Raw genomic sequence first — 22856 nt, forward strand, 5'->3', positions numbered from 1 at the left:
GCGAAAACCAAGCAATGATAGCGGTAGTCTTTCTTGTAAATCTTAAGAGAAATATCGCGTCTGGCTAAGGCGTGCAAGTCTACACCAGGGATAACCGCTCCCATGCTCCCGTTGAAGTAGAAAGTAAAGTCTAGCTTTGTCTAGTTTTTATATAGCAGCTACAGATGAGCGCAGTAACATTACCTTATTTCCATCTACTAGAATGGCAAAAAAACCGCTTTCGTTGAGCCTTTGTAGTTTCCTGTATGCCTCCTGTTGGTTCCCAGTATGAGCCGCCAATAGGTAAGGGCGTTGTCCGTAGGAAACTAAACCTATGTTACCGCCTACTACTTGTTGTATACTATTTGCTAGTTCTGGACGATTGAAATAATCTACCAATACAGCATAACCATCCCCTAGTAATTGGGGATTAAAGCTAATTGTCTGACCTGGAGTTGGTGGTGGTTGAACTGGATCTAGTACAACATCACCCGCTACTGCTCTTGTACTGATGATACTAGATAAGCCAGCAATATTCTTTATATATCTTCCCCAACGATTCGCGTCATCAATACTGTTAAATCCGCCTATGCGTGTGACTGTATCAGTAAGATATCGGCAAGTTGTAGCTTGAATCTGATTTGGTATAATATTGCGTAGCTGTTGGTAACTATCTGCCCTAGGACTCAGTACCAATAACACATATTCCCCAGGGCGCGGGAGTTCACAAACGGGAAGATTTTGTTGGGCGGACACAAAAGTCATGCTCCCCATCAAACTGGCTGCAGTCAGTGCTAATGCCCTAGATAAAGTATCAAATTTATGGATAAAATTGGCAGGCATAAATGGAATTCTTGAGGGGTAAAAAGGGGTTGAAGCCAAGAAACTAGAACCGTATGACCGGATTCTCAACAAGACCTATTGAAGGATAATGATAGCTAAATTCTCCCAAAACTGCTTTCAAAATTCACTACCACTTGCACATCACAAGACGGCTCTAATTTATCTTTTGATTTGCAGCTTCTTTGTTAGCCGTCAGGTGGAATCTTTGCCCAAGATTTCAAAAATGCATTTTTTGTTCCCCTACCGTCAGGGTAGGTATTGTACCTACCCTAGATTTTCTTCTCTTTTAGTCCCCAAAAATATCAGGACTAAAGTCCTCAGTAGCAAACTCAGGAATATAAGAGTATATTAAGAGACATAGCTCAGAGATGCTAAAGGATCCGAGATAGTCTCGGAGGGAGCCTGAAATTCTCCGGTAATCACATACTCAAATCGCAGTTTTAACCAGGTTATAAATTGGGGGTTGGTAGAAATAATGGCTGCGGCAGGTTGAGGACACTTCGCTTTTACCTGTGCCATTTCAGGTGATTCTAGGAAAGCTGGCTGCTTCACCAACCAAAAATCAATTTCTTTTTCTTGTTCATGGTAGTATCGAGTCCGCTCCTTGAGCACCTCCGAGGTTGGTTCCTCGTGGATGAGAAATTTTTGACTTGCCAAAACGTAATAATATGTTTGCATTTTTCAACCCTTGCTATTCAATAAATTGAGGAAGATGCACCACTGTCACCCTGAAAAATAATTAAACCGGAATTACCTAATTAAGGCACTAAATGGACAAGCACTAGGTTTTCTTGAGTCACTTTTGGGTTTTTCTTGCCCATACCACAATTTTTGGAGAAAACTCCAAAAATTTCCTGGCTTCTGCTTTGGTATGGCTGATACCACCCGATCGCGATCGCCAGTTTCTGGTTTTGCGCTTGCTGTCAGCTTCTCCAAAAACTTGGTGTTGTCATAATAGTGTTCCAAGGAGAGGATTTTCAAGTCATCGCTAACATGGGCAATGCTCATACCGATTACTTCTATGGTTTCTCCTGTGGGTGCGTAGTCCTTATATGCACCTTTAAAGTGTCCCCAATGTCGCCACTTAAAAGCCACAGTCGGGGGTGCTGAAAACACTTCTAACACCTCCCAGAGAAATCCTTCGGGAAATGCTGTATGGAAGAGGTTTGTGGATGTTTCAAAGTTTTCCTCAGCAGCTTTGTAATGTTGAGTATTACCAATCAACAGCTTGTAAGTCCCTGACTCTACCACATCTGATAGAGTGTAGCTAGGACCTCCATTGGTACTCATGCGGAACTGATCATTGACAACTGATATCCACTGCTGGGGGTTGGTTTTGAAGTTAGCTTCTACATCAAAAGTTCTCACCAGATTTTGCACTATCGCCTCTAGTGAACCTTGGGGATGATTACGTGTACTCTCCTTCGCCAGATTCTCATTGGAACGGGTATAGTCGGGAAACTTCCCATAGCGCCATTCGATATTTGTACTCTGTTCTAGTACTTGATCTCTGTGCTGTACCCAAAGGGGTAGACCGTTAGACTCTGTTGAGGTCATAGAACTTCCTTCTCAAAGATGTAACTCCAAAATTTGGTGGATTTCGCAGTTCCAACCCCTCTATTTTGAATTTCTACCAGTAGATATAGTTACAGCCCCTGTATGGCTTGTTTCATTTCCCGGACTGCTCTTTCTATTCCTACTAATGCTGCTCGACTGATAATGGTATGACCAATGTTGAGTTCTTCCATTCCTGGTAATGCAGCTACAGGGTAAACGTTCCAGTAGGTCAGTCCATGTCCTGCATTAACCCGTAAGCCGGCTTTTATTGCTTGCTCACATCCGTGAGCTAATAAGGCTAGTTCTTGCTGGCGACTTTTTTCCTCTTTAGCCTCAGCGTACTGGCCGGTGTGCAGTTCAATAAATTGGGCTTTGACCTTGACAGATGCTTCAATTTGTGCATCTTGGGCATCAATAAATAGACTCACCGGAATACCAGCGCTCTGCAATTTATCAACTATTTCCCCTATTCTAGCAGTTTGCCCAGCGATATCTAGTCCGCCTTCTGTGGTAACTTCTTCCCGCTTTTCGGGCACTAAGGTCACGTAGTCGGGTTTAATATCAAGGGCAATTCTCACCATTTCGTCCGTGGCGGCCATTTCTAAGTTGAGGTGCGATCGCACTGTTTGCCGTAACAGTAACACATCTCTGTCCTGAATATGCCGCCGATCTTCCCGTAAATGTACAGTAATGCCATCAGCACCCGCTAATTCTGCCAGTACCGCCGCTGCTACGGGGTCCGGTTCCACTGTCCGTCGCGCTTGACGGATGGTGGCGATGTGGTCAATATTAACCCCCAGTGTAGGCACCCTTGTATCCCCCTATCCATAATCCATAAGCTTTAATTTTAACGGATTTTAGCTATATTTAAACAAGAGAATTATGGTTGAGCGATCGCCTAAATCCCCAAGCAGGATTTAGAATAATATTTACACTCACTCTTTGCGGCGGTATGCTTTTAGAACTACAACAGATTATCGTCAAACCAGGACAAGAAATGTTGCTACAAGATATTACTTGGCAGCAGTTAGAAAATATTTTGGCAGAAATGGGAGAAAAACGCGCTGCACGTATTTCTTATAGTGATGGTTGGTTAGAAATTATGGTTCCTTTACCTGAACACGAAAAAGATAAAGAATATATTGGTGATTTAGTTAAAATTTTGCTAGAAACACTCCAAATTGATTTTGAACCTTTTGGTTCCACTACACTAAAAAACGAACAAATGCGGCAAGCAGTCGAACCAGATACTTGTTTTTATATTCAAAATCAAGCTGCTGTAATTGCTAAAAATCGTCTTGATTTAACTGTAGACCCACCACCAGATTTAGCAATTGAAATTGATATTACTTCCCGGACTCGATTTGATAACTATGAGATTTTAGGAGTTCCTGAACTGTGGCGATATACAAAACAAGGTTTAGAAATTTCTGTGCTACAGGAAGGAAAATATCTCAAAGTTCTATCTAGTCCTAATTTTCCTAATATCCCCATTGTGGAATTAATTAATGAATATGTTCAGCAATGTTTAACTATTGGCAGAAGTCAAGCTATGCGTAATTTTAGAACTTGGCTCAACAGTAATTTATAATTATTTTTAATTTGGACACTTCTCGCCCTAACTCGAAGCACTGGTATAAAAGCGCAAGGCAAACCGCCAAAAACTACTAGAAACCCAGAACAGCACCACAGCTAACACCCCAGCACCTATAGACCAGTTAACTTCACCCCGACCCAGCATAGCTTCCGCTGGTATTGTAGTTAAAAATGCCACTGGTACTACAAAAGTAAAGAAAAAGCGGTAAGCCGTGGGATAAGCTACCATCGGATATCTACCAGCTTCTAACAAACCCCGCAGAACTTCTGTAGAATTGTATATTTTTACAAACCAAATGCTGGTAGCACCCAGTATAAACCAGAGACTATAAAGAATTACCAAACCAAATAACAACGGTACTGCACTCATCAGGTAATTCTTGATGCCTAAACCCAGGTTTGTACCTGCATAGCCAATGACAATACTACCAAAAACTAAATCTGGTAGTCCCCAAGGTGACAAGGTGTGAGTCGAAAGCCAAAACTGACTGCGGATAGGTTTGAGTAACACAAAATCTAATGTACCTTCCTGGACATGGCGGACAATGCGATTGAGGTTTGGCGCTAAAAAAGTAGCTGAAAACCCTTGTAGTAGAGTAAAAATTCCCAGAACTAGTAAAGCCGCCGACCATGACCAGCCGGTAAAGGTGTAACCAGTCCGGTAAAATAAGAAGAGTCCGAATAAACTACCTGCAAGATTACCCAGACTGCTGAGGGTAGCTATCAGAAAATTCAGGCGATACTCCATCTCAGAGGCGATCGCCGTACTCCAAAATAACCCTAGTACTTGCCAATATCTTCTCACCTTGCACCCAGAGCAACAACATACTGACAGCATAGCGAATCACTAGCCATCTGGCATATAGGATCAAATATGACCCGTGCAAAACGAATTAAATGATTAAACTAGACCAGTTTCTCAAATTCATGGGTGTAGCCGCAACCGGAGGACAAGCCAAGCTGATGATTATTGATGGTGGCGTAAAAGTCAATGGTACAGTGGAAACCCGAAGAGGACGCAAATTAGTATTAGGCGACAAAGTAACAGTAGAAGGGAAAACCTTTGAGGTGGATGTATAATCGTCCCTAAATTACCTACCCTACCCTGATTTTGGTTAAGTCCTTGCCATTAAAGGGTAAAGATTGCTGTTCAATGATTGAATACTTACTCTTAGAGGTTGTTTGATAAGTTTTCAACAGGTAATTTTTATCTTAGGGAACAGGGAACACACCGAACACCGAAGGATTGGGAAGGATTGGGGAACACACAAAAAACAATAAAATCTAGTCCCCTCCCCTTACAAGGGGAGGGTTAGGGTGGGGTCAAACAATAGTTGATACACTAATCATGACTTGACAAACATCCTCACAGATGTGTTAAGTCATGGAAATCACAAATTAATAATTGATTAATGTATGGCTTTTTCCCCGTATTCCTATCAGATTATACATCTAAAAGTTTTCATATATGCAATATATGAAAAATAGCAAGATAATTTACATTAGAGAAATATTACGTTGCTTCAGATAAACAATTTTCCAACTTTCTCTAATTTTTTTTGACAATTAGTAAAAAAATCTTTAAGCTAAAAGATAGGTTACACAGTTCCGACAGAAAACAGCAATTTTGTTAGATAAATTAAAAATTGCTCTTGTAGATTATCGGCATGAACAAATGAACTGAACTCAATGCTTGATGATAAATAGTAACGGCATCACTTTGAGCTTCAGTAGAGACCTAGGAGTAAGATATTTTGACATTGACCGGATTTCGCTGCAAGTAGCTATACAAACTCCGGTCACGTGTTAATCATGATAGTGGTGTGAGGATTTGCAACATTGACAAGTGAGGTGCAATAGATATGTCCAGGAGAACACAATGCTTGAGTATCTGACATCTTTAAACGATCACAATTTGCCCTATCCAGATACGATGCACCCCATCATTGTCCACTTCGTAATTGCGATGGTTTTGTTTGCATTCTTCTGCGATATACTCGGTTACTTTACTGGTAGAACTCATCTGTTTGAAGTGAGTTGGTGGAATATGTTTGTGGCGACCATCGCTATCTTCGTGGCCATTATTTTCGGTCAATTTGAAGCCGGTTTAGCACAACCCTACACCCAAGCTAAATCAGTATTAAATGTACATACATTGGTTGGTTGGTCCCTATCGGGAATTATCGCATCCGTTACAGCTTGGCGGTATGTAATTCGCAGCCGCAACCCGTACAAATTGCCCATTCATTATATGCTGGCTGGGTTGTTGTTAACTGTGATTGTCGGCGTGCAAGTATATCTGGGAGATCAACTGGTGTGGGTATATGGACTGCACACAGTACCAGTTGTTGAAGCAGTCAAGGAAGGTATCTTGCCATGAACTCGGAATTAATTGATCAAATAAGCGGCCAATTCGGGGCCAATGGATTACCCTACTCGATTCCCATTCATCCTAACTTAGTCCATCTTACCTTGGGTCTGTTCATCATTGGCATTACCTTTGATCTTGTAGGTATGCTGTTCCCCTGGCAAAAATGGGTCTTCAAGTTTTTAGCCATTCCTGTCGAACCTGCCAACTTTTTTGATGTGGGGTGGTACAACATGGTCGGCTCCACTATCATTACTATTTTCACTGTAGCTGCGGGCTTTTATGAAATGCTGCTCGCAACACCATCTAGTGATGTCAAAAGTGCTTGGGGAATGCAGGCCATGGAAACCATGCTTTGGCATGGTGTGGGTGGGGTATTCTTGCTGGGGCTGATTCTAGGGATGACTGTTTGGAGAGGATGGCAGCGTTTTATTTGGAGTCAAGACCCAGCACAAGAAGTGCAGTGGAGTTATTTAGCCACTGGAATAGTAGTGATGTTGATTATGTACGTCCACGGCACACTAGGAGCGCAAATGGCGGCAGAATTTGGCATACATAATACAGCAGATAACTTGCTGAGAATGGGCGCAGACCTAAACACAATGCTCAAGTAACTAACAATTATGGACTTGCGGAAGATTTCAAATATTTTCACCGTGTTGGTGGCTGCAACCATTGTGACTATCATCAGTCTCTGGATAGGACAGCAGGCTTATAGCTGGCTTCCCCCCCAAGCAGCAGCAGAATCTCAGCTAATTGATGATTTAATTAGCTTCTTAGTCACCCTGGGTGCATTCATCTTTTTAGGTGTAACCGGGACTCTGATGTACTCGATCATTTTCCACCGGGCACAAAGATGGGACTTGAGCGATGGCCCCCACATTGAGGGTAACGTTACCTTAGAGGTGGTGTGGACAGCAATCCCCATTATGTTAGTGTTATGGATTGCTGCCTATAGCTACCAAGTCTACGAGCAAATGGGGATTCAAGGACCCATGGAACTAGTCCATTTGCATCATCCTGTAAGTATGGAATCCGCTGATGCAGCACCCCAGGAGCAAGGGGAACCGGTAGAAAACATTGATGTAGTGGCTAAACAATGGGCGTGGGTGTTCCACTATCCTGAAACAAATGTTACCAGTACCGAATTGCACTTACCAAGCGATCGCCGGGTACGTTTAGCACTAAAATCAGAAGACGTGCTACATGGCTTCTATATTCCTGCATTCCGCCTCAAGCAGGACATTGTACCCAACCACACCATTGACTTTGAATTTACACCCATCCGTGAGGGACAGTATCGGTTAACCGATTCTCAATATAGTGGTACATACTTTGCCACCATGCAGGCCAATGTAGTTGTGGAATCTCCCGAAGATTACCATCAATGGCTATCCTACGCTGCCACCCAAAAGCCCACACCAGCCCCAAATCAGGCAGCCTCTGAGTATGCCCAAGCAGCCAGTCAGCCAGTCAAAAACGGTTGGGCTAGAGTAGCACCAGCAACATCTCCTCTAGTCAATTATCCTGGGTAATGACCAATGACACATATCTCTGTTACAGACATCAGTCACCCTGGTGAGCAACCAGGTAGCTGGAAAAAATACTTCAGCTTTAGCACCGACCATAAGGTAATTGGTATACAGTACCTGGTCACCTCATTTATCTTCTTTCTCGTCGGCGGGATCTTCGCCATGGTAATTCGCGGAGAACTAATTACACCCGAATCTGACCTAGTAGACCGCACCGTTTATAACGGGATGTTCACCATGCACGGCACTGTCATGCTGTTCTTGTGGACATTTCCCTCCCTAGTAGGCTTTGCCAACTATCTAGTACCCCTAATGATTGGGGCGAGGGATATGGCATTTCCCCGACTCAACGCCGTCGCCTTTTGGATGGTACCGGTGGTAGGGATTCTCTTAATGACCAGTTTCTTAGTCCCCGGTGGTCCAGCCCAAGCCGGTTGGTGGTCTTACCCACCAGTAAGCTTGCAAAACCCCACCGGTAACTTAATTAATGGTCAAGTAGTTTGGTTACTAGCAGTAGCCATCTCCGGTGTTTCCTCCATCATGGGTGCTGTTAACTTTGTTACCACCATCGTCAAGATGCGCGCCCCGGGGATGGGCTTCTTTCGGATGCCTTTATTTGTCTGGGCAGTATTTAGCGCCCAGATTATCCAATTGTTTGGATTACCTGCACTCACAGCCGGTGCAGTGATGTTACTACTAGACCTGACCGCAGGAACTGCCTTTTTTAACCCCAGCCACGGCGGTAATCCAGTGATGTTTCAGCATTACTTCTGGTTTTACTCCCACCCGGCTGTTTACGTGATTATCTTGCCCATCTTTGGCATTTTCTCAGAAATATTCCCAGTCTACGCCCGCAAACCATTGTTTGGCTACAAAGTAGTTGCCATCTCCTCAATGTTAATTGCGGTAGTCAGTGGTATCGTCTGGGTACACCATATGTACGTCAGTGGTACACCTGGTTGGATGCGGTTAATATTCATGCTCACCACCATGTTTGTATCCGTACCCACAGGGATTAAAGTATTTGCTTGGGTAGCAACCATTTGGGGCGGTAAACTGCGGCTAGATACAGCCATGCTGTTTTCCCTGGGTGGCTTAATCATGTTTGTATTCGCCGGGATCACAGGTATTATGCTTTCCTCAGTACCTGTAGATGTACACGTCAACAATACTTACTTTGTGGTCGGTCACTTTCACTATGTCCTCTTTGGCACAGTGACCATGGGTTTATATTCCGCCATTTACCACTGGTTCCCCAAAATGACCGGCAGAATGTACTACGAAGGCTGGGGTAAATTGCACTTTTGGCTAACATTTATTGGCACTAACCTGAACTTTTTACCCATGCACCCCTTGGGTTTGCAAGGAATGTTACGCCGGGTTTCCTCCTACGCTCCAGAGTACGAATTTTGGAATATTATCGCCAGTCTGGGGGCTTTCATGCTGGGAATGTCCACCTTACCATTCATTTTCAACATGGTCATTTCCTGGATGCAAGGGGAAAAAGCACCTGATAATCCCTGGAGAGCGATCGGACTAGAGTGGATGGTTTCTTCACCCCCCCCAGTGGAAAACTTCGAGGAAATTCCCATCATTATTTCTGAACCTTACGGCTACGGCAAATTAGAACCCTTAACAGCCAACAACCCCGCATTAAAAAACGCAGACTAAATCTCCGCGTTCCTCTGGGTTTAAAAAAGGAGAATTCCCATCAATGGACAGTTCCATCAACTCAGAAGAGTTGCAATTACCTCACCATCACACAGGCGTTGAACACGAACACGACGAAGAAGGCAATAAAATGTTTGGCTTCATTGTGTTCCTCCTATCGGAAAGCGTTATCTTCCTGAGTTTCTTCGCCGGGTATATCGTCTACAAAACCACAACTCCTAACTGGTTACCAGATGGAGTTTCCGGGCTAGAAATTATAGAACCCGCCATCAATACAGTCATTCTTGTTTCCAGTAGCTTTGTGATTTACTTAGCAGAACGAGCCCTACAAAAACACGATTTAAGGGGATTTCGCATCTATCTGGCCGCCACTATGGCCATGGGTACCTACTTTTTAGTGGGACAAGGTATTGAATGGAGTAACCTCGAGTTTGGGTTCACTTCCGGGGTATTCGGTGGGATGTTCTATCTGCTGACTGGTTTTCACGGTTTGCACGTTCTCACTGGTATTCTGTTACAGTTGATTATTTTTTTCCGTTCTTTCTTACCGGGAAACTACGATTCCGGTCACTTTGGGGTCAATGCGACCTCGTTATTCTGGCACTTCGTAGATGTGATTTGGATTGTTTTGTTTATCCTTATCTATATTTGGCAATAGGTTTTTGGGGATACTGCTGTTCAGTCGGTGGTGTCCCCATTTTTTTACCTATGGGTGAATATTAAGATGGATTAAGACGCAGGTATAAAATCTCAACAACATATAAAGTATACTTAGCCACTAAGTATTTTATCAGGATTAGGTATATGTATCATCGGTTATTGAGATGGTAGATGCTAATGTATAATGTATACTTGTTTATTTATAGCCTTTTTCAGGCTCATGAAGTACACACCAATTCCCTATTCCCTCAAACTAAAAAAAATTGTACCTCACGAGCATGGGAAATGCTATATACATGAGTTTAAGGTTTTTAAAACAGCATATAGTTACTGAGAATATGGATATATGATTCAGCAAGATGATAAAGCTTTATTTCAAAAAAAGGCTCTCAAAAATGCTTTAGGTAATTTTAAGTTTCCCTCCGATTTAGAGCAACGTCACCAGACTATTCAAAAATGGGTTAAGGCTCTACAAACAGGTACACTTGACCAAATAAGTGAAGTTTCCTTACATGGTGATTTTCTCAAAGATATCTTTCAAAATGTGTTGGGTTATCGTTCAGTCATTGATGGTGGTGGTAAAGCTTGGGAAATTTACCCAGAAAAACATATCGCTGATGGTGGGGGTGCTGCTGATGCAGCTTTGGGATTTTTTACAGCCGTAGAAAACCATAAAGGTCAAGTAAAATTACAGGGTTTAGTTGTTGCGCCCATTGAATTAAAAGGAAGTAAAAATAATTTAGACCGTGCTGTATCTGGAAGGGACAAATCAGCGGTTGATCAAGGATGGCATTATGCTAATTATACACCTGATTGTCATTGGATTATTATTTCTAATTATCGAGAGTTAAGACTCTATCACATTAATAAAACTCCTGCTTATTATCAAAGGTTCTCTTTGACAGATTTAGCAGATTTCCAGGAATTTAAAATATTTTACTTTATTTTTTGTCGGCAAAATTTTCTACCCATTAAAAATGTATCTGTAATTGATAGGTTGTTAACTGCTTCTAATCAAGCACAAGAGGAAATTACAAAACAACTCTATGACGAATATCAGCAAGTTAGATTAAACATTGTTAAACATTTCCGCTTTATCTGTGATTTAAATATTCCCAACCGGGAGCAAGTTTTAATTGAGAAAGCACAAAAGACTTTAGATAGAATTTTATTTATTGCTTTTTGTGAGGATAGGGGACTATTACCAGAGAGGACAATTAGTAATGCTCATGATAGTAGAAACCCTTATACTCCTGTTCCGATTTGGGAAATTTATAAAAATGTTTTCCGCTGGGTTGACCAAGGTCATGATGATCCACCAATTCCGGGTTATAATGGGGGTTTGTTTCAACATGATTCCCTGTTAGATGAACAGTTAAATATTCCAGATTCTTTATGTACTCAACTGAAACAACTGACGCGCTTTGATTTTGATTCCGAAGTTTCCGTAGATATTCTGGGACGGATTTTTGAGCAGTCAATTACAGATTTAGAAGAGTTAAAAGCTGATATCACTCAAAAGGAATTTGATAAAAAACAAGGTAAGCGTAAGAAATTAGGGGTATTTTACACCCCTGCTTATATTACGCAATATATCGTTGAAGTAGCCATTGGTGGTTATTTGCAAACGCGAGAGCATGAGTTAAGACAGCGGTTTGAGCTAGCAGCAGATACACTACAACAGCGAGAACAAGAAATTCAGTTTTGGTTAACTTACCGAGATGAGGTATTAGTAAAAACGCGAGTTATTGACCCCGCTTGTGGTTCAGGTGCGTTTTTAATTGCAGCTTTTGATTATTTAGAAAGTCAGTATCGACGAGTTAATGATAATTTACTCTTTCTGGAATATCAGGGGTTAGAAAATATCGAATTAGATAGAACTATTCTCAGTAATAACTTGTTTGGCGTTGATTTATCGCCGGAGTCGGTAGAAATTACTAAGTTATCTTTGTGGTTAAAAACTGCAACTCAGGGAAAAAGTTTAACTTATTTGGATGATAATATTAAAGTTGGTAATTCTATTGTGGGTGATTCACAACTGACAGATTTAGCTTTTAATTGGGGAGGTGAGTTTCCCCAAGTGTTTGCTGAGGGTGGTTTTGATGTCGTAATTGGGAATCCTCCTTATATCCGTCAGGAATTATTATCAGAATTTAAACCTTATTTACAAGCAAATTATCAAAGTTATAATGGAGTTGCGGATATTTATGTTTATTTCTATGAAAAAGGTTTAAATTTATTAAAGCCAGAAGGAATACTTTCTTATATTGTTACTAATAAATGGTTACGTTCTGGTTACGGTGAACCGTTGCGACGGTTCTTTTCTGAGTCGAGTGTATTTGAAGAAATTATAGATTTTGGACACGCGCCAATTTTTCAAGATGCTGATACCTTTCCCTGTATTGTGGTAGTGAGGAAACCTAAAATTGTTCAGATATCAAATGAGAATCAATCAGTTTTAGTTTGTTCTGTTCCCCGTCAGGAGATAGCTAAAATTAACCTGACTCAATATGTGCAGAATCCAGAGAACAGTTATACTATCCCTTGGTCGCGGTTTACTAGCAATGCTTGGAGTTTAGAACCCCCTGCGGTTGAGGAATTAATGGGGAAAATTCAGCGGGTAGGAGTTCCGTTAAAGGAGTTTGCTGGGGTAAAACCTTGTTATGGAATCAAGACAGGTTTTAATGAGGCGTTTTTAATAGATGAAGCGACTAAGAAGAAGTTGGTTCAAGCTGACCCGAAATCTGCAGAAATCATTCAGCCTTATTTAAGAGGCCAAGATATTAAAAGGTGGGTTCCTAAATGGGAAAATTTATGGATGATTTTCGCTCACAAAGATATAGATATAGAAGAATATCCTGTAATCAAACAACATTTAGAAATTTATAGAAATAAGTTGGAAGCTAGAGCGGGTAAACAGTTATGGTGGCAGCTGCAAGCATCACCATCATTCTACCCTCTTTTGGAACAACCTAAAATAATTTATCAGGTAATACAATTTCATCCAGCTTACAGCTATGATACACGAGCTTATTTTACAAATGATAAGGGTTTTATCATTCCCACATCTGACTTATATATTCTGGGAGTTCTCAATTCTCCTCTGATATGGTGGTATAATTGGCGACGTTTACCACGGATGAAAGATGAGGCTTTAAACCCTGCCGGCTATTTGATAGAAACTCTACCCATTGCGTCACCTACCGCAGAAATACGTGCAGAAGTAGAAATAATAGTTACCAAGTTAATTGAAATTACTCAACTGAACGGGGAAGTTGAGCAAGATTTCCTGGAGTGGTTGCAAATAGAATTTAAAATTGAGAAGCTGGGACAAAAATTAGGAGATTTCGCTGGTTTAGAATTGGCTGAGTTTGTGGAAGAGGTGAGAAAAAGAATGCCAAAATCTAAAACAGTTGACCCTTTGGGTGTCTCCCAGTTTAAAGCGCTGCGTCAAGGATATAATGATTATGTTCCAGCAATCCAAAGTCGGAAATATGAAGCTGTAAAATTAGAATATCGACTTGCTGATTTAGTTAACCAAGCCTATGAACTGACAGCAGAGGAGATTGATTTAATGTGGAGAACAGCACCGCCCAGAATGCCTATTGCTCAATTTTCTAGGTAATATAGGAATCTTATTTGAGTTGAGAAATTATCAGTGAGGAAAGGGAACACACCGAACAGGGAACACCGAAGGATTGGGGAACACACCGAACACACAAAAAACAATAAAATCCAGTCCCCTCCCCTTACAAGGGGAGGGTTAGGGATGGGTCAAACAATAGTTGATACACTAATCATGACTTGACAAACATCCTCTAAGGGACTTGGGTATGTGGTCAAGGGTGAAAACTGAGTTTAGTGGACTAATTCAATGGCGCGTTTAGTCAATTCTTCAGCAGTTAACCCGTTAAAGGCCATCAATTCCCCGGCGCTGGCGGTGGTTTCCCCACGTTTCCAGGCGAAAGTATCACGTTTGCAGTTGCTGCGTAACATGATTGGTTCAAGCATGGCCGCTGCGCCACCAGTGACACCAATTAATGCGTCACCGCTGAATAATTGGGCAAATTGAGCATCATCCATGAAACCGCCATCGGGTTCTGAGCAAGTTTCCCAAGCTGTGTCATGAGGACGATACAAACGGCGGGGGTTAATGATGGAAACAATTTTTACGCCTATACCTTCAGTTTCTAAGAAAGCGGCGGCTTCAAATACGGGAATTAAGGTCATATCGCCAATGACTGCAAATACAACTTGTTTATCACCGGGAACTTCTTGTAATAAGATTGCGCCGTCTGCTAAACCTTGGCGAGTTTGTTCTAGGGTGGTACGAATTGGTAAGGGTGATTTACTGGCGGTGATGACGATTCCTTTATTTTTGGTGTTCAAAGCCCAGTCATAACAAACTTGAATGCTGTTAGCGTCGGGGGGAAATAGGGGGAAAATATTACCATTACGCATGAGGGAAGCAAAGTATGCTTCAATTTCTGGGCGTTGGTGTGTCCAACCGTTGCGCCCTTGCTCTAATGCACCGGCGGTAAATAAGGTGATGGTTGAGGGAGTTTGACGGCGTAATTCTGCCATGGCTTGGGTGACTGTTTGCCAAATTGGTAACCCGTTGATGGCAAAGGATTCATAGGAACACCATAGGGTTCTCGCACCCATGAGGGCTAAACCCGCAGCTAAACCTGCACAAGCATCTTCACTCAATGGTTCATAAACTTGACCGTTGGGTGCTTGGTTATATAAATCATCGGTGGTGGGGTGAATGACTTTGAGGGCTTGGTTAATGTTAGCAATTCCTGATGCTTCGTTACCGTCGGCGTTGGTGACTAGGAATTTACTATCTTGTTTACCGACGATTCCCACTAAGCGCCCCATGGCGGTGGTGGAAACTTGGGGGTCACCTGCGACTGTATATTCTTCTAGGGGTAATTTCCCTAGGTCTGGTAATGGTAATTCAAATTCTGTGACTACTGTTTTGGCTGCGGGTCCGCCACCGGCGCGTTCGGCGTTGGTTCTGACTATTTCCCAAGCTTCTGGGGGGAGGGCGCGGGTTTGCAATGCACTGATAATGTGGGGTGCGTTTAGGGTGTCTTTGGGGTAGAGGTTATGAGATTTGGAACCGCGGGCGTGAACCCCTGCGCCTTTGAGTTGTTTAATGATAAATACGGTAAGTTTGCCGTTGAGGGCGGAGTGGGCGGCTTTATCTATGCCTAAAAGTACGGTTTTGGTGAAGGCTAGGCGCTGCTCAAAGGAAAAGGCGGTACTATCAACATAGTCCCCTGGTTGGTGTTGGTCGTCAAAGTCTTTGGCATCGACTAGAATTACTTCTGCAAAACCGTTTCCTTGCCAATAGGCTTTCATTTCGGCGTTGGTTTTGAGGGAAACCATACTATGATGTTCTTGGCTGTAGCCATTCCACACCAGGACGGGTAAGAAGTTGGTGGCACTGGGATAGGCTGTGTTAAAATGTGCCATGGAACTCATAATATATGGTTCGCCTAGTCCGCCGTCACCCAGGGTGAAGGGGAATAACTTATCTGGGTGCAGCAGTGCGGCTGACATGGCAAAGTGTTGTCCTTGTCCTAGGGGTCCGGCGGGTGCGAGAATGCCGGGGATGTAGCCGGAAAGATGCCCTAAAAGTCCGTGCTTTTCCCGGAAGCGATCGCGCAGTTGCTGTACTGTATTAATCCCCATGTCTTCTAGGGAGCGGTCTAAAAACATGGCGCTATAGAATCCGGGGGCGTGGTGTCCCACTTCTGTCATGATGTTTTTATGACCTAGCATTACCAAGGCTGCGTAGGCTTCTGCTTGACTGGCAAAACCGCCCGGATGTCCGGAAGCTTTACTGGCTGTGATTTGTAGGGTTAAATAGCGCAGGGCATCGGCAGCTAGTAAGGTTTGATATACCGCTGCGGGATCTGTGGGATCGGCGATCGCCTTTTTTCCTGGTTCTATTGCAGCTATTTTACCATAAGTTGCAAAATTTGGCAAGGCCTCACCAAAATATTGGATTCCTTCACAAAAATTTGGCAGGGCGGAAGATGCTGTGGATGTCATACTGAGTACCTTATAAAAACTGGGCAAGCTGTAGATGCTTAATGAACTTAACAGAAATTTTACCTTAAACAGCAAGAAGGCTCACACCTACCCGATAGGGAGGTAAGGTTATGATTCATTGGGTGTAAGGCTTGTAGATTGTCCCCACTGCCAAAAACAGCATGATAGAGATATTAATGCGGCGATAAATATTAGAAATGAAGGATTGCGACTTTTAGAGTTAGGAACTAGCTCTTGTGCCCTTGGAGGGGATGTAAGACCAAAGTCTTCGGGACGTAAAAAATCTACGAAGGCTGAGGCGGTATCCGATGAATTGGGAAGCCTATACTGTACCGCCAGGTCAGTGTAGGTAGTTCACATCTTTGAGGTGGTGAGGATTTATTGCTTTTTCACAAGGTGAGGATAAGAACTTTAAATCCTTCGTATTTCAACCATTATTATGGTATGACAACAAGGGCGATCGGTCGATCGCCAAAGACGCCAAAGATAATTAATTATTAATACCAGCTATTTGTATATAACTTACTGTAGATATATTGTTGAATATCCAGAGTTTAAATTAAGGGGTATAGATAACCACACCAGGGTAAAACTACATGACATATAACCACAGGTGTAGAATACAATTATCAACAAAATTCTTTCTAACCCAAATTATAATAATAATAATTTATCACCATATTATCCAAGCACAAATATGCAAGAGTATGATGTTATTATCATTGGCGCAGGACATAACGGACTAGTATGTGCAGCGTATTTGCTCAAAGCTGGTTATAGTGTTCTGCTGCTAGAAAAGCGTTCAGTTCCAGGTGGTGCAGCCACAACGGAGGAATGCTTACCCCAAGAAGCCCCGGGATTTAAATTTAACTTGTGTGCAATTGATCACGAATTTATTCATTTAGGCCCAGTTGTCGAAGAATTAGAACTAGAAAAATATGGTTTACAATACTTAGATTGTGACCCAGTGGTTTTTTGTCCCCATCCTGATGGTAAGTATTTTTTAGCTCACAAATCAGTAGAAAAGACCTGTGCAGAAATCGCCCGTTATAATGAACGGGACGCTAAAAAATACGCAGAATTTACAGACTACTGGCAAAGGGTCATCAGTGCCATGGGTCCGATGTTTAACGCCCCACCCAAATCATTTATAGATATTTTTGGTAATTATAACATCCAAAAATTCAAAGATTTATTTTCCGTCATCGGTTCACCATCCAAAAGCTTGGATTTTGTTCGTACCATGTTGAATAGTGCTGAGGATATTCTAGAAGAATGGTTTGATGAAGAATTCTTAAAAGCCCCACTGTCTCGACTCGCTTCCGAACTCGGTGCGCCCCCTTCACAAAAAAACCTAGCCATTGGTGTGATGATGATGGCTATGCGTCATCATCCCGGTATGACTAGACCCCGCGGTGGAACTGGGGCCTTAGTCCAGGCATTAGTTAAATTAGTTACTAGCAAAGGTGGTAAGATTTTAACAGAGCAGCAGGTAGAGAAAGTATTAATTGACAATGGTAAGGCTGTGGGTGTCCGAGTTGGGGGAGGTCAAGAATATCGGGCTAAATATGGCATTATCTCTAACATTGATGCTAAACGTCTATTTTTACAACTTATTGACACTGATGAGGTAGATGATGCTGACCCGGATTTACGACCAAGATTAGAACGCCGGATTATTAATAATAACGAAACCATCCTGAAAATCGACTTGGCGTTAGATGAACCTCTGCATTTTCCCTACCATGACCACAAAGATGATTATCTGATTGGGTCGATCTTAATTGCAGATTCCATGGCTCATGTTGAACAAGCCCACAGTAAATGTACCTTGGGGGAAATTCCCGATACCAACCCCTCTATGTATGTGGTCATGCCTAGCGCCCTTGATCCTACATTAGCACCACCAGGTAAACATACTTTATGGATTGAGTTTTTTGCTCCCTACCAGATAGCAGGTGCGCAAGGTACGGGTTTAAAAGGTACAGGTTGGACAGATGAACTCAAAAACCAAGTTGCAGACAGAGTAATTGATAAGTTGGCTAACTACGCGCCAAATGTAAAAGCAGCAACTATCGCCCGTCGGGTGGAGAGTCCCGCGGAATTGGGAGAAAGATTAGGAGCTTATAAGGGAAATTATTATCATATTGATATGACCTTAGATCAGATGGTGTTTTTCCGTCCTTTACCAGAATTAGCAAACTATAAAACACCAATTGAAAATCTATTTTTAACTGGTGCGGGAACTCATCCAGGTGGGTCAATTTCGGGAATGCCAGGACGTAATTGTGCCCGGGTATTTTTGCAAGCCAAGCATCCTTTGGCTCAAGGTTTCAGGGATGCTAGGGATTCATTGAAATCAACTGTTGCTTCAGTATTTGGCATTGGTTAATCGAATGGGAAGATGTACAAGGTCGCCTATGCTGTAATTGGTAATTTTTATGGTGCAAGATATTATTTTCTGTTTAAAAGAAGCTGCTGTGTATTATATATGGAAAAAATATTCCACACCGCAAAATACTGCGGAATGTTTCGTCAATCCTCCCTGTGGCTGTGCAAATCCTGGGAAAGAACTAAAGTGTGAAGACTGTATATATTTAGAATCGTGTTTATCTCATATCAAACTGGGTCATAAACCAACTCCATAATCTGGTAAAGCTACCATGGGGTATGAAAAGCTAGGTTTCCCATGGATAGCACCGGGAGGGGAGGCTTATTTATCGTCAGGTTGGTAGTAATAATAGTTGTAGTAATTGTCTGAATGACGCTGCTGTCCATTGGCAACTACACCTAACACATTAATCGGCGAATTTTTCAGATCAGTTAAAGCCCGCTCAAACACAGAACGATCTGTTTTATCCATCCTGGCGATCATCACCACACCGTCGGTTTGGGGAGCTATGTAATTAGTATCAGCTAGCCCCACAATGGGAGGAGCATCATAAATCACTAAATCAAAGGTATATTGAAACTGTGTCATCAGTTTTTTCATTTTCCCTGATGAGAGTAACTTAGGTGCATCCGGGGGAATAGGTCCAGAAGTAATGATAGATAATTCATTCATAGCAGGTAGTGGTGTGACTACATTTTCTATGGACATATCCGTGGTAATTAAACTACTCAACCCCCAGAGATTACTTAAATTTGCCAAGGTATGAATACTAGGGCGGCGCAAATCTGCATCTACCAGTAATACTTTTTTCCCCATAGATACAGCTATTTGAGCCAGATAAAAGGCAACTGTACTTTTACCGTCACCTTGCATAGAGGAGCTGATGGTAATAGAACTGATGGGACCATCAGAGCTTAATAATTGTATATTTGTGTAGAGCAGCCTGATGGCTTCGATAAAATGGTTAGCGTAATTGCTATAGCGTCGTTTGGCTACGGTGCTTCTCTGAGTATTTGTTTCCATCAGCCCATCCGAGAATTGCATCAAAGCATCTTTGAGTTTGAGGGTTGAAGATTTACCCAGCTGCATCTCTTGGTTCAAGGGAATATTCCCTAATACAGGAACTTTGATTCTTTCTTTGAGGCTCAAAGCATTGTGATAAGTATGATCTAGCTTTTCCAAGAGTAAAGCTGCACCAATCCCTAGGGAGATACTCGCGGCAATTCCCAGAATAATATCCCGGATAATAGTTGAAGAGGCTATGGGACTTGTGGGTAGGTTAGGTAAATGAATTAATTGCCAACCTTGTTCCGTCTGAGAGGTTTGAATGAGCAAATCTTCCCGGGCGGATAAAAAACGATTCAGACTTTCATTAGCAATATCTAAACGGCGTTGTATTTCTGTATATTCTCGGATGAGGGTGGGTAATTCCTGACGTTCTAGTTCTAAAATTCGGCGATTTTTTTCCAGTTCTTGTTGATTAAGTTCTAAGGATTTGAGTAATTTATCTGCTTCTGCTCGCCTGGTTTGGATATATAGTTGTGATTCTCGCTCGATTAATGGTTTGAGTTTGTCCTGTTTTTCCTTGAGTGTAATTAGGGTGGGGTTTTCATCTTGAAAAACAGCTGATTGTGTGGCAATTTGAATCTCTAATTGGCGCAATTCTTGATTTAATGTCCGATATACAGGATAGTTATCCAGCACAGACCTGACACCATCTTCAGTTTGTAAGAAATTCCAATCAGCACGAGCTTGGGCTAGCTGTAGTTCCAGTTGTTCGAGTTGTTGAGTTAAATCTGTGGTTTGCTCTCCAATTTCACCAGCTAGGACATCTGGACCGAGAAAATTATACTTACGTCGGAACACTTCCAATTCTTCCTGAACCCGGTTGACGCGTTTCTGTATATTGGGTAGTTCTTCATCTAGGTATTTTAAACCTTGACTGAGGGTAATTCGCCGTTGTCCTTGACTGTAGCCTAAATAATCTGCGGCGATTTTCTCTAATACATCCTTCACTTCCACTGGGTCTTGGCTACGATAATTGACCTGGATAATTTTGGTTTGACCTACACGAGAAATCCTCAGTCCTCGACTCAGATATCCATAGTTGATGTTTGGATAATTAGCTTGTAACTGTTTAATGCTGTTTTGCAGAACTTGAGGACTCAAGAGCACTAGAATTTGAGTTTCGTAATCGAAACGACTTGAACTTATTGGGTTACTTGTTGGGTTGATGTTACCGCCTAAGTTTAACACCTCACTCCCATTATCAACGGGTTCAACCAGCATCTGAAAACTGCTTTCATATTCTGGGGTTTTGGGATTTAAGTAAATATTTAGACCTACACCTGTGAGCACAGCTGTGGCTACTCCCACAACAACTACAACTCGACGCCGTAACAAACTTAACAATTCTTTATAATTCCAATCCTCCCCTTGCTGCTGATTTTCCAGAATGGGGGAATAGGGAAAAAATGGTGTGATGGAGTTTCTCGTCTGTTCGGGATTTACGGGTTTGTCAGTTTGGTTGTGAATGATAGACATATTTAATACTGAAATATCACTAAATAAAAAGCTGAAGTTAATTATTTTAACTGTGAATCAAAAATACTAAGTCTCGATAGATACATCTCAACTTAATGTTATTTCTTTGATGACGACTTGTGACGACTTGTATCGTTTATTGTTAAAAGCCTATCTTAGGTGATATATTAACCTTGAATTTATTTTCTGTCTATTGTAACTTTTCATTCAAAAGTCCGCTCGCCTACACCCTCAAGTTTTGCAACATTCTTTATGAAGAATCTCCAACAGAGGCGCAAATCATTAATACCCTTGACAAACAACGTTGATGATCGTTCCTGTGATCAACCAATTAAGTTATCTGTGGTCACACAGTTTTTTCCCCCAGACTATGCTGCTACAGGACAATTAATTGAGGAACTTGTGCAGCAGTTAGAACAGCAAGGGGTAGACATTAATGTGTTTACCAGTCAACCCGGATATGCGTTCAGGGTGAGTAAGGCTCCCCGTGTGGAACTGCGTGAGCAAACTAGGATTTATAGGTCTCGGACTGCGCAAATGTGGCCTGGGAGAATTCGCGGTAAGGCTGTAAATGGACTTTTATACACCATTCGTGCTTTTTTGTATCTGCTCGCACCTTGGCGGGGAAGTGATGTATTGCTGATCACGACAGCGCCACCATTCTTGCCCATTGTGGGTTATTTGGCTAATGTGCTGTGGAAGTTGCCCTATGTTTGTATAGTCTATGATTTGTATCCAGATGTGGCGATCGCACTGGGTGTAGTATCAAAGCAGCACTGGGTAACAAAACTTTGGCAAGGTTTAAATCAGCGAGTCTGGCTCAAAGCAGGGGGAATTGTGGTTCTCAGTCCAGAGATGAAACAACGGGTTGTAGAGTACTGTCCCCAAGTCGCCCATAAAGTTTCTGTAATTCATAACTGGGCTAACCCAGATTTAATTGTACCTATTGCCAAATCAGAAAACTGGTTTGCTTGGAAGTACAAGTTAGTCAATAAGTTCACAGTCCTATACTCTGGGAATATGGGGCGATGTCATGACATCGATACTTTGTTAGTAGCGGCCAGAGAATTACAACATGAGTCAGTGCAGTTTGTGTGTATTGGTGGGGGTGCTAAACGGGAAGAGTTGATTGCTAAAGCTTTTGAACTAGGGCTAAGTAATTTTACATTTTTACCTTATCAAGATAAGGAAGATTTGGGCTATTCTCTCACAGCCGGCGACCTGTCTTTGGTGAGTGTTAGCCCCAGCAGCGAAAGTTTAGTATTACCTAGTAAGTTGTATTCAGCATTATCAGCTGGGAGGCCATTGGCGGTAGTTTGTTCACCCTACTCTAGCTTAAGACAAATAATTACGGAGGCTGAATGTGGGTCGGCATTTGACCATGGGGATGGTCAGGGACTGGCGGAATTTATCCGTTTATTGCAAAATAACCAAACACTAGCAGAACAGATGGGTAAAGCTGGTCGTGAGTATCTACAATCCCACTTTACACCGCAAATTATTTGCCAACAGTATCTTGAGGTTTTACTACAAACAGCGAATATTAAAAAGAGTAAAAATTGTTGAAATTAGCTCTTACTCTTGTGGTACAATGGATATGTGTAATAAAAAAAAATTTTAAAAACGAAATAATTCCTAACGGAAGTTTTAA

General features: G+C 42.0%; 17 protein-coding genes and 1 pseudogene. 11 read left to right on the top strand and 7 right to left on the bottom strand.

All coding sequences use genetic code 11. The annotated features are described in order from the left end of the window. Positions 1-147 precede the first annotated feature (147 nt). The 4 genes from NWP22_RS09570 to NWP22_RS09585 all read right to left on the bottom strand — a co-directional run bounded on the left by NWP22_RS09570 (position 148) and on the right by NWP22_RS09585 (position 3188). Positions 148-822 (bottom strand): hypothetical protein, encoded by a 675-nt coding sequence (locus NWP22_RS09570; RefSeq protein WP_280801785.1) that lies wholly within the window; start codon positions 820-822, stop codon positions 148-150. A 348-nt stretch (positions 823-1170) separates the two neighbouring features. Further along, a complete protein-coding gene (locus NWP22_RS09575; protein WP_271763480.1) occupies positions 1171-1500 on the bottom strand; it encodes an MgPME-cyclase complex family protein in 330 nt (109 codons plus the stop codon). Positions 1501-1572: 72 nt separating this feature from the next. Beyond that, a complete protein-coding gene (locus NWP22_RS09580) occupies positions 1573-2379 on the bottom strand; it encodes an ester cyclase (RefSeq protein WP_271732430.1) in 807 nt (268 codons plus the stop codon). Positions 2380-2468: 89 nt separating this feature from the next. Next, positions 2469-3188, bottom strand: coding sequence for a pyridoxine 5'-phosphate synthase (locus tag NWP22_RS09585; RefSeq protein WP_271732431.1), 720 nt, complete (start codon positions 3186-3188; stop codon positions 2469-2471). Between the two features lie 143 nt (positions 3189-3331). On the opposite strand from NWP22_RS09585, the gene NWP22_RS09590 reads away from it, so the two are divergent. Further along, entirely contained in the window at positions 3332-3970 is a 639-nt protein-coding gene (locus NWP22_RS09590; protein WP_280801813.1) for a Uma2 family endonuclease, read from the top strand. Between the two features lie 27 nt (positions 3971-3997). On the opposite strand, the gene NWP22_RS09595 is transcribed toward NWP22_RS09590, so the two are convergent. Continuing rightward, positions 3998-4780: an ABC transporter permease gene (locus NWP22_RS09595; RefSeq protein ID WP_280801786.1), complete on the bottom strand. Its 783-nt coding sequence runs from the start codon at positions 4778-4780 to the stop codon at positions 3998-4000. A 92-nt stretch (positions 4781-4872) separates the two neighbouring features. Between NWP22_RS09595 and NWP22_RS09600 the strand changes: the two genes are divergently transcribed. The 7 genes from NWP22_RS09600 to NWP22_RS09630 all read left to right on the top strand — a co-directional run bounded on the left by NWP22_RS09600 (position 4873) and on the right by NWP22_RS09630 (position 13831). Then, positions 4873-5055, top strand: a complete 183-nt coding sequence (locus NWP22_RS09600) for an RNA-binding S4 domain-containing protein (RefSeq protein WP_271732433.1) — start codon at positions 4873-4875, stop codon at positions 5053-5055. Positions 5056-5854: 799 nt separating this feature from the next. After that, entirely contained in the window at positions 5855-6355 is a 501-nt protein-coding gene (locus tag NWP22_RS09605; RefSeq protein ID WP_271734426.1) for a DUF2231 domain-containing protein, read from the top strand. After that, positions 6352-6957, top strand: a complete 606-nt coding sequence (locus tag NWP22_RS09610) for a DUF2231 domain-containing protein (RefSeq protein WP_271734425.1) — start codon at positions 6352-6354, stop codon at positions 6955-6957. The genes NWP22_RS09605 and NWP22_RS09610 overlap by 4 nt, the downstream gene beginning before the upstream one ends. 9 nt (positions 6958-6966) lie before the next feature. Continuing rightward, positions 6967-7878, top strand: a complete 912-nt coding sequence (locus NWP22_RS09615; protein ID WP_280801787.1) for a cytochrome c oxidase subunit II — start codon at positions 6967-6969, stop codon at positions 7876-7878. Between the two features lie 6 nt (positions 7879-7884). Beyond that, positions 7885-9546: a cytochrome c oxidase subunit I gene (gene ctaD / locus NWP22_RS09620; RefSeq protein WP_280791613.1), complete on the top strand. Its 1662-nt coding sequence runs from the start codon at positions 7885-7887 to the stop codon at positions 9544-9546. A 43-nt stretch (positions 9547-9589) separates the two neighbouring features. Beyond that, positions 9590-10204 carry a cytochrome c oxidase subunit 3 gene (locus NWP22_RS09625; protein WP_271734421.1) on the top strand — a complete coding sequence of 205 codons (615 nt, stop codon included), beginning with the start codon at positions 9590-9592 and terminating at the stop codon, positions 10202-10204. Between the two features lie 348 nt (positions 10205-10552). Beyond that, complete coding sequence (locus tag NWP22_RS09630; RefSeq protein ID WP_280801788.1) at positions 10553-13831, top strand: Eco57I restriction-modification methylase domain-containing protein; 3279 nt, start codon at positions 10553-10555, stop codon at positions 13829-13831. 233 nt (positions 13832-14064) lie between these two features. Here NWP22_RS09630 and NWP22_RS09635 read toward each other — a convergent pair whose 3' ends face one another. Next, the gene (locus NWP22_RS09635) at positions 14065-16269 is read right to left on the bottom strand and encodes a phosphoketolase family protein (RefSeq protein WP_280801789.1); all 2205 of its coding nucleotides are present in this window, start codon (positions 16267-16269) and stop codon (positions 14065-14067) included. 106 nt (positions 16270-16375) lie between these two features. On the opposite strand from NWP22_RS09635, the pseudogene NWP22_RS09640 reads away from it, so the two are divergent. Both NWP22_RS09640 and crtO read left to right on the top strand, forming a co-directional pair. After that, positions 16376-16618: pseudogene (locus NWP22_RS09640) on the top strand (zinc ribbon domain-containing protein); the annotation flags it as partial. A gap of 348 nt (positions 16619-16966) precedes the next feature. Continuing rightward, positions 16967-18661 carry a beta-carotene ketolase CrtO gene (gene crtO, locus NWP22_RS09645; protein ID WP_271734417.1) on the top strand — a complete coding sequence of 565 codons (1695 nt, stop codon included), beginning with the start codon at positions 16967-16969 and terminating at the stop codon, positions 18659-18661. A 321-nt stretch (positions 18662-18982) separates the two neighbouring features. Here the strand turns inward: crtO and NWP22_RS09655 are convergent, their stop codons facing one another. After that, positions 18983-21205, bottom strand: coding sequence for a GumC family protein (locus tag NWP22_RS09655; RefSeq protein ID WP_271734415.1), 2223 nt, complete (start codon positions 21203-21205; stop codon positions 18983-18985). 291 nt (positions 21206-21496) lie between these two features. On the opposite strand from NWP22_RS09655, the gene NWP22_RS09660 reads away from it, so the two are divergent. Further along, a complete protein-coding gene (locus NWP22_RS09660) occupies positions 21497-22771 on the top strand; it encodes a glycosyltransferase family 4 protein (protein WP_271734414.1) in 1275 nt (424 codons plus the stop codon). The last annotated feature ends 85 nt before the right edge of the window (positions 22772-22856 follow it).

Origin of the sequence: Anabaenopsis tanganyikae CS-531, from assembly GCF_029891675.1 — a bacterium.
Classification (GTDB): Bacteria; Cyanobacteriota; Cyanobacteriia; order Cyanobacteriales; family Nostocaceae; genus Anabaenopsis; species Anabaenopsis arnoldii.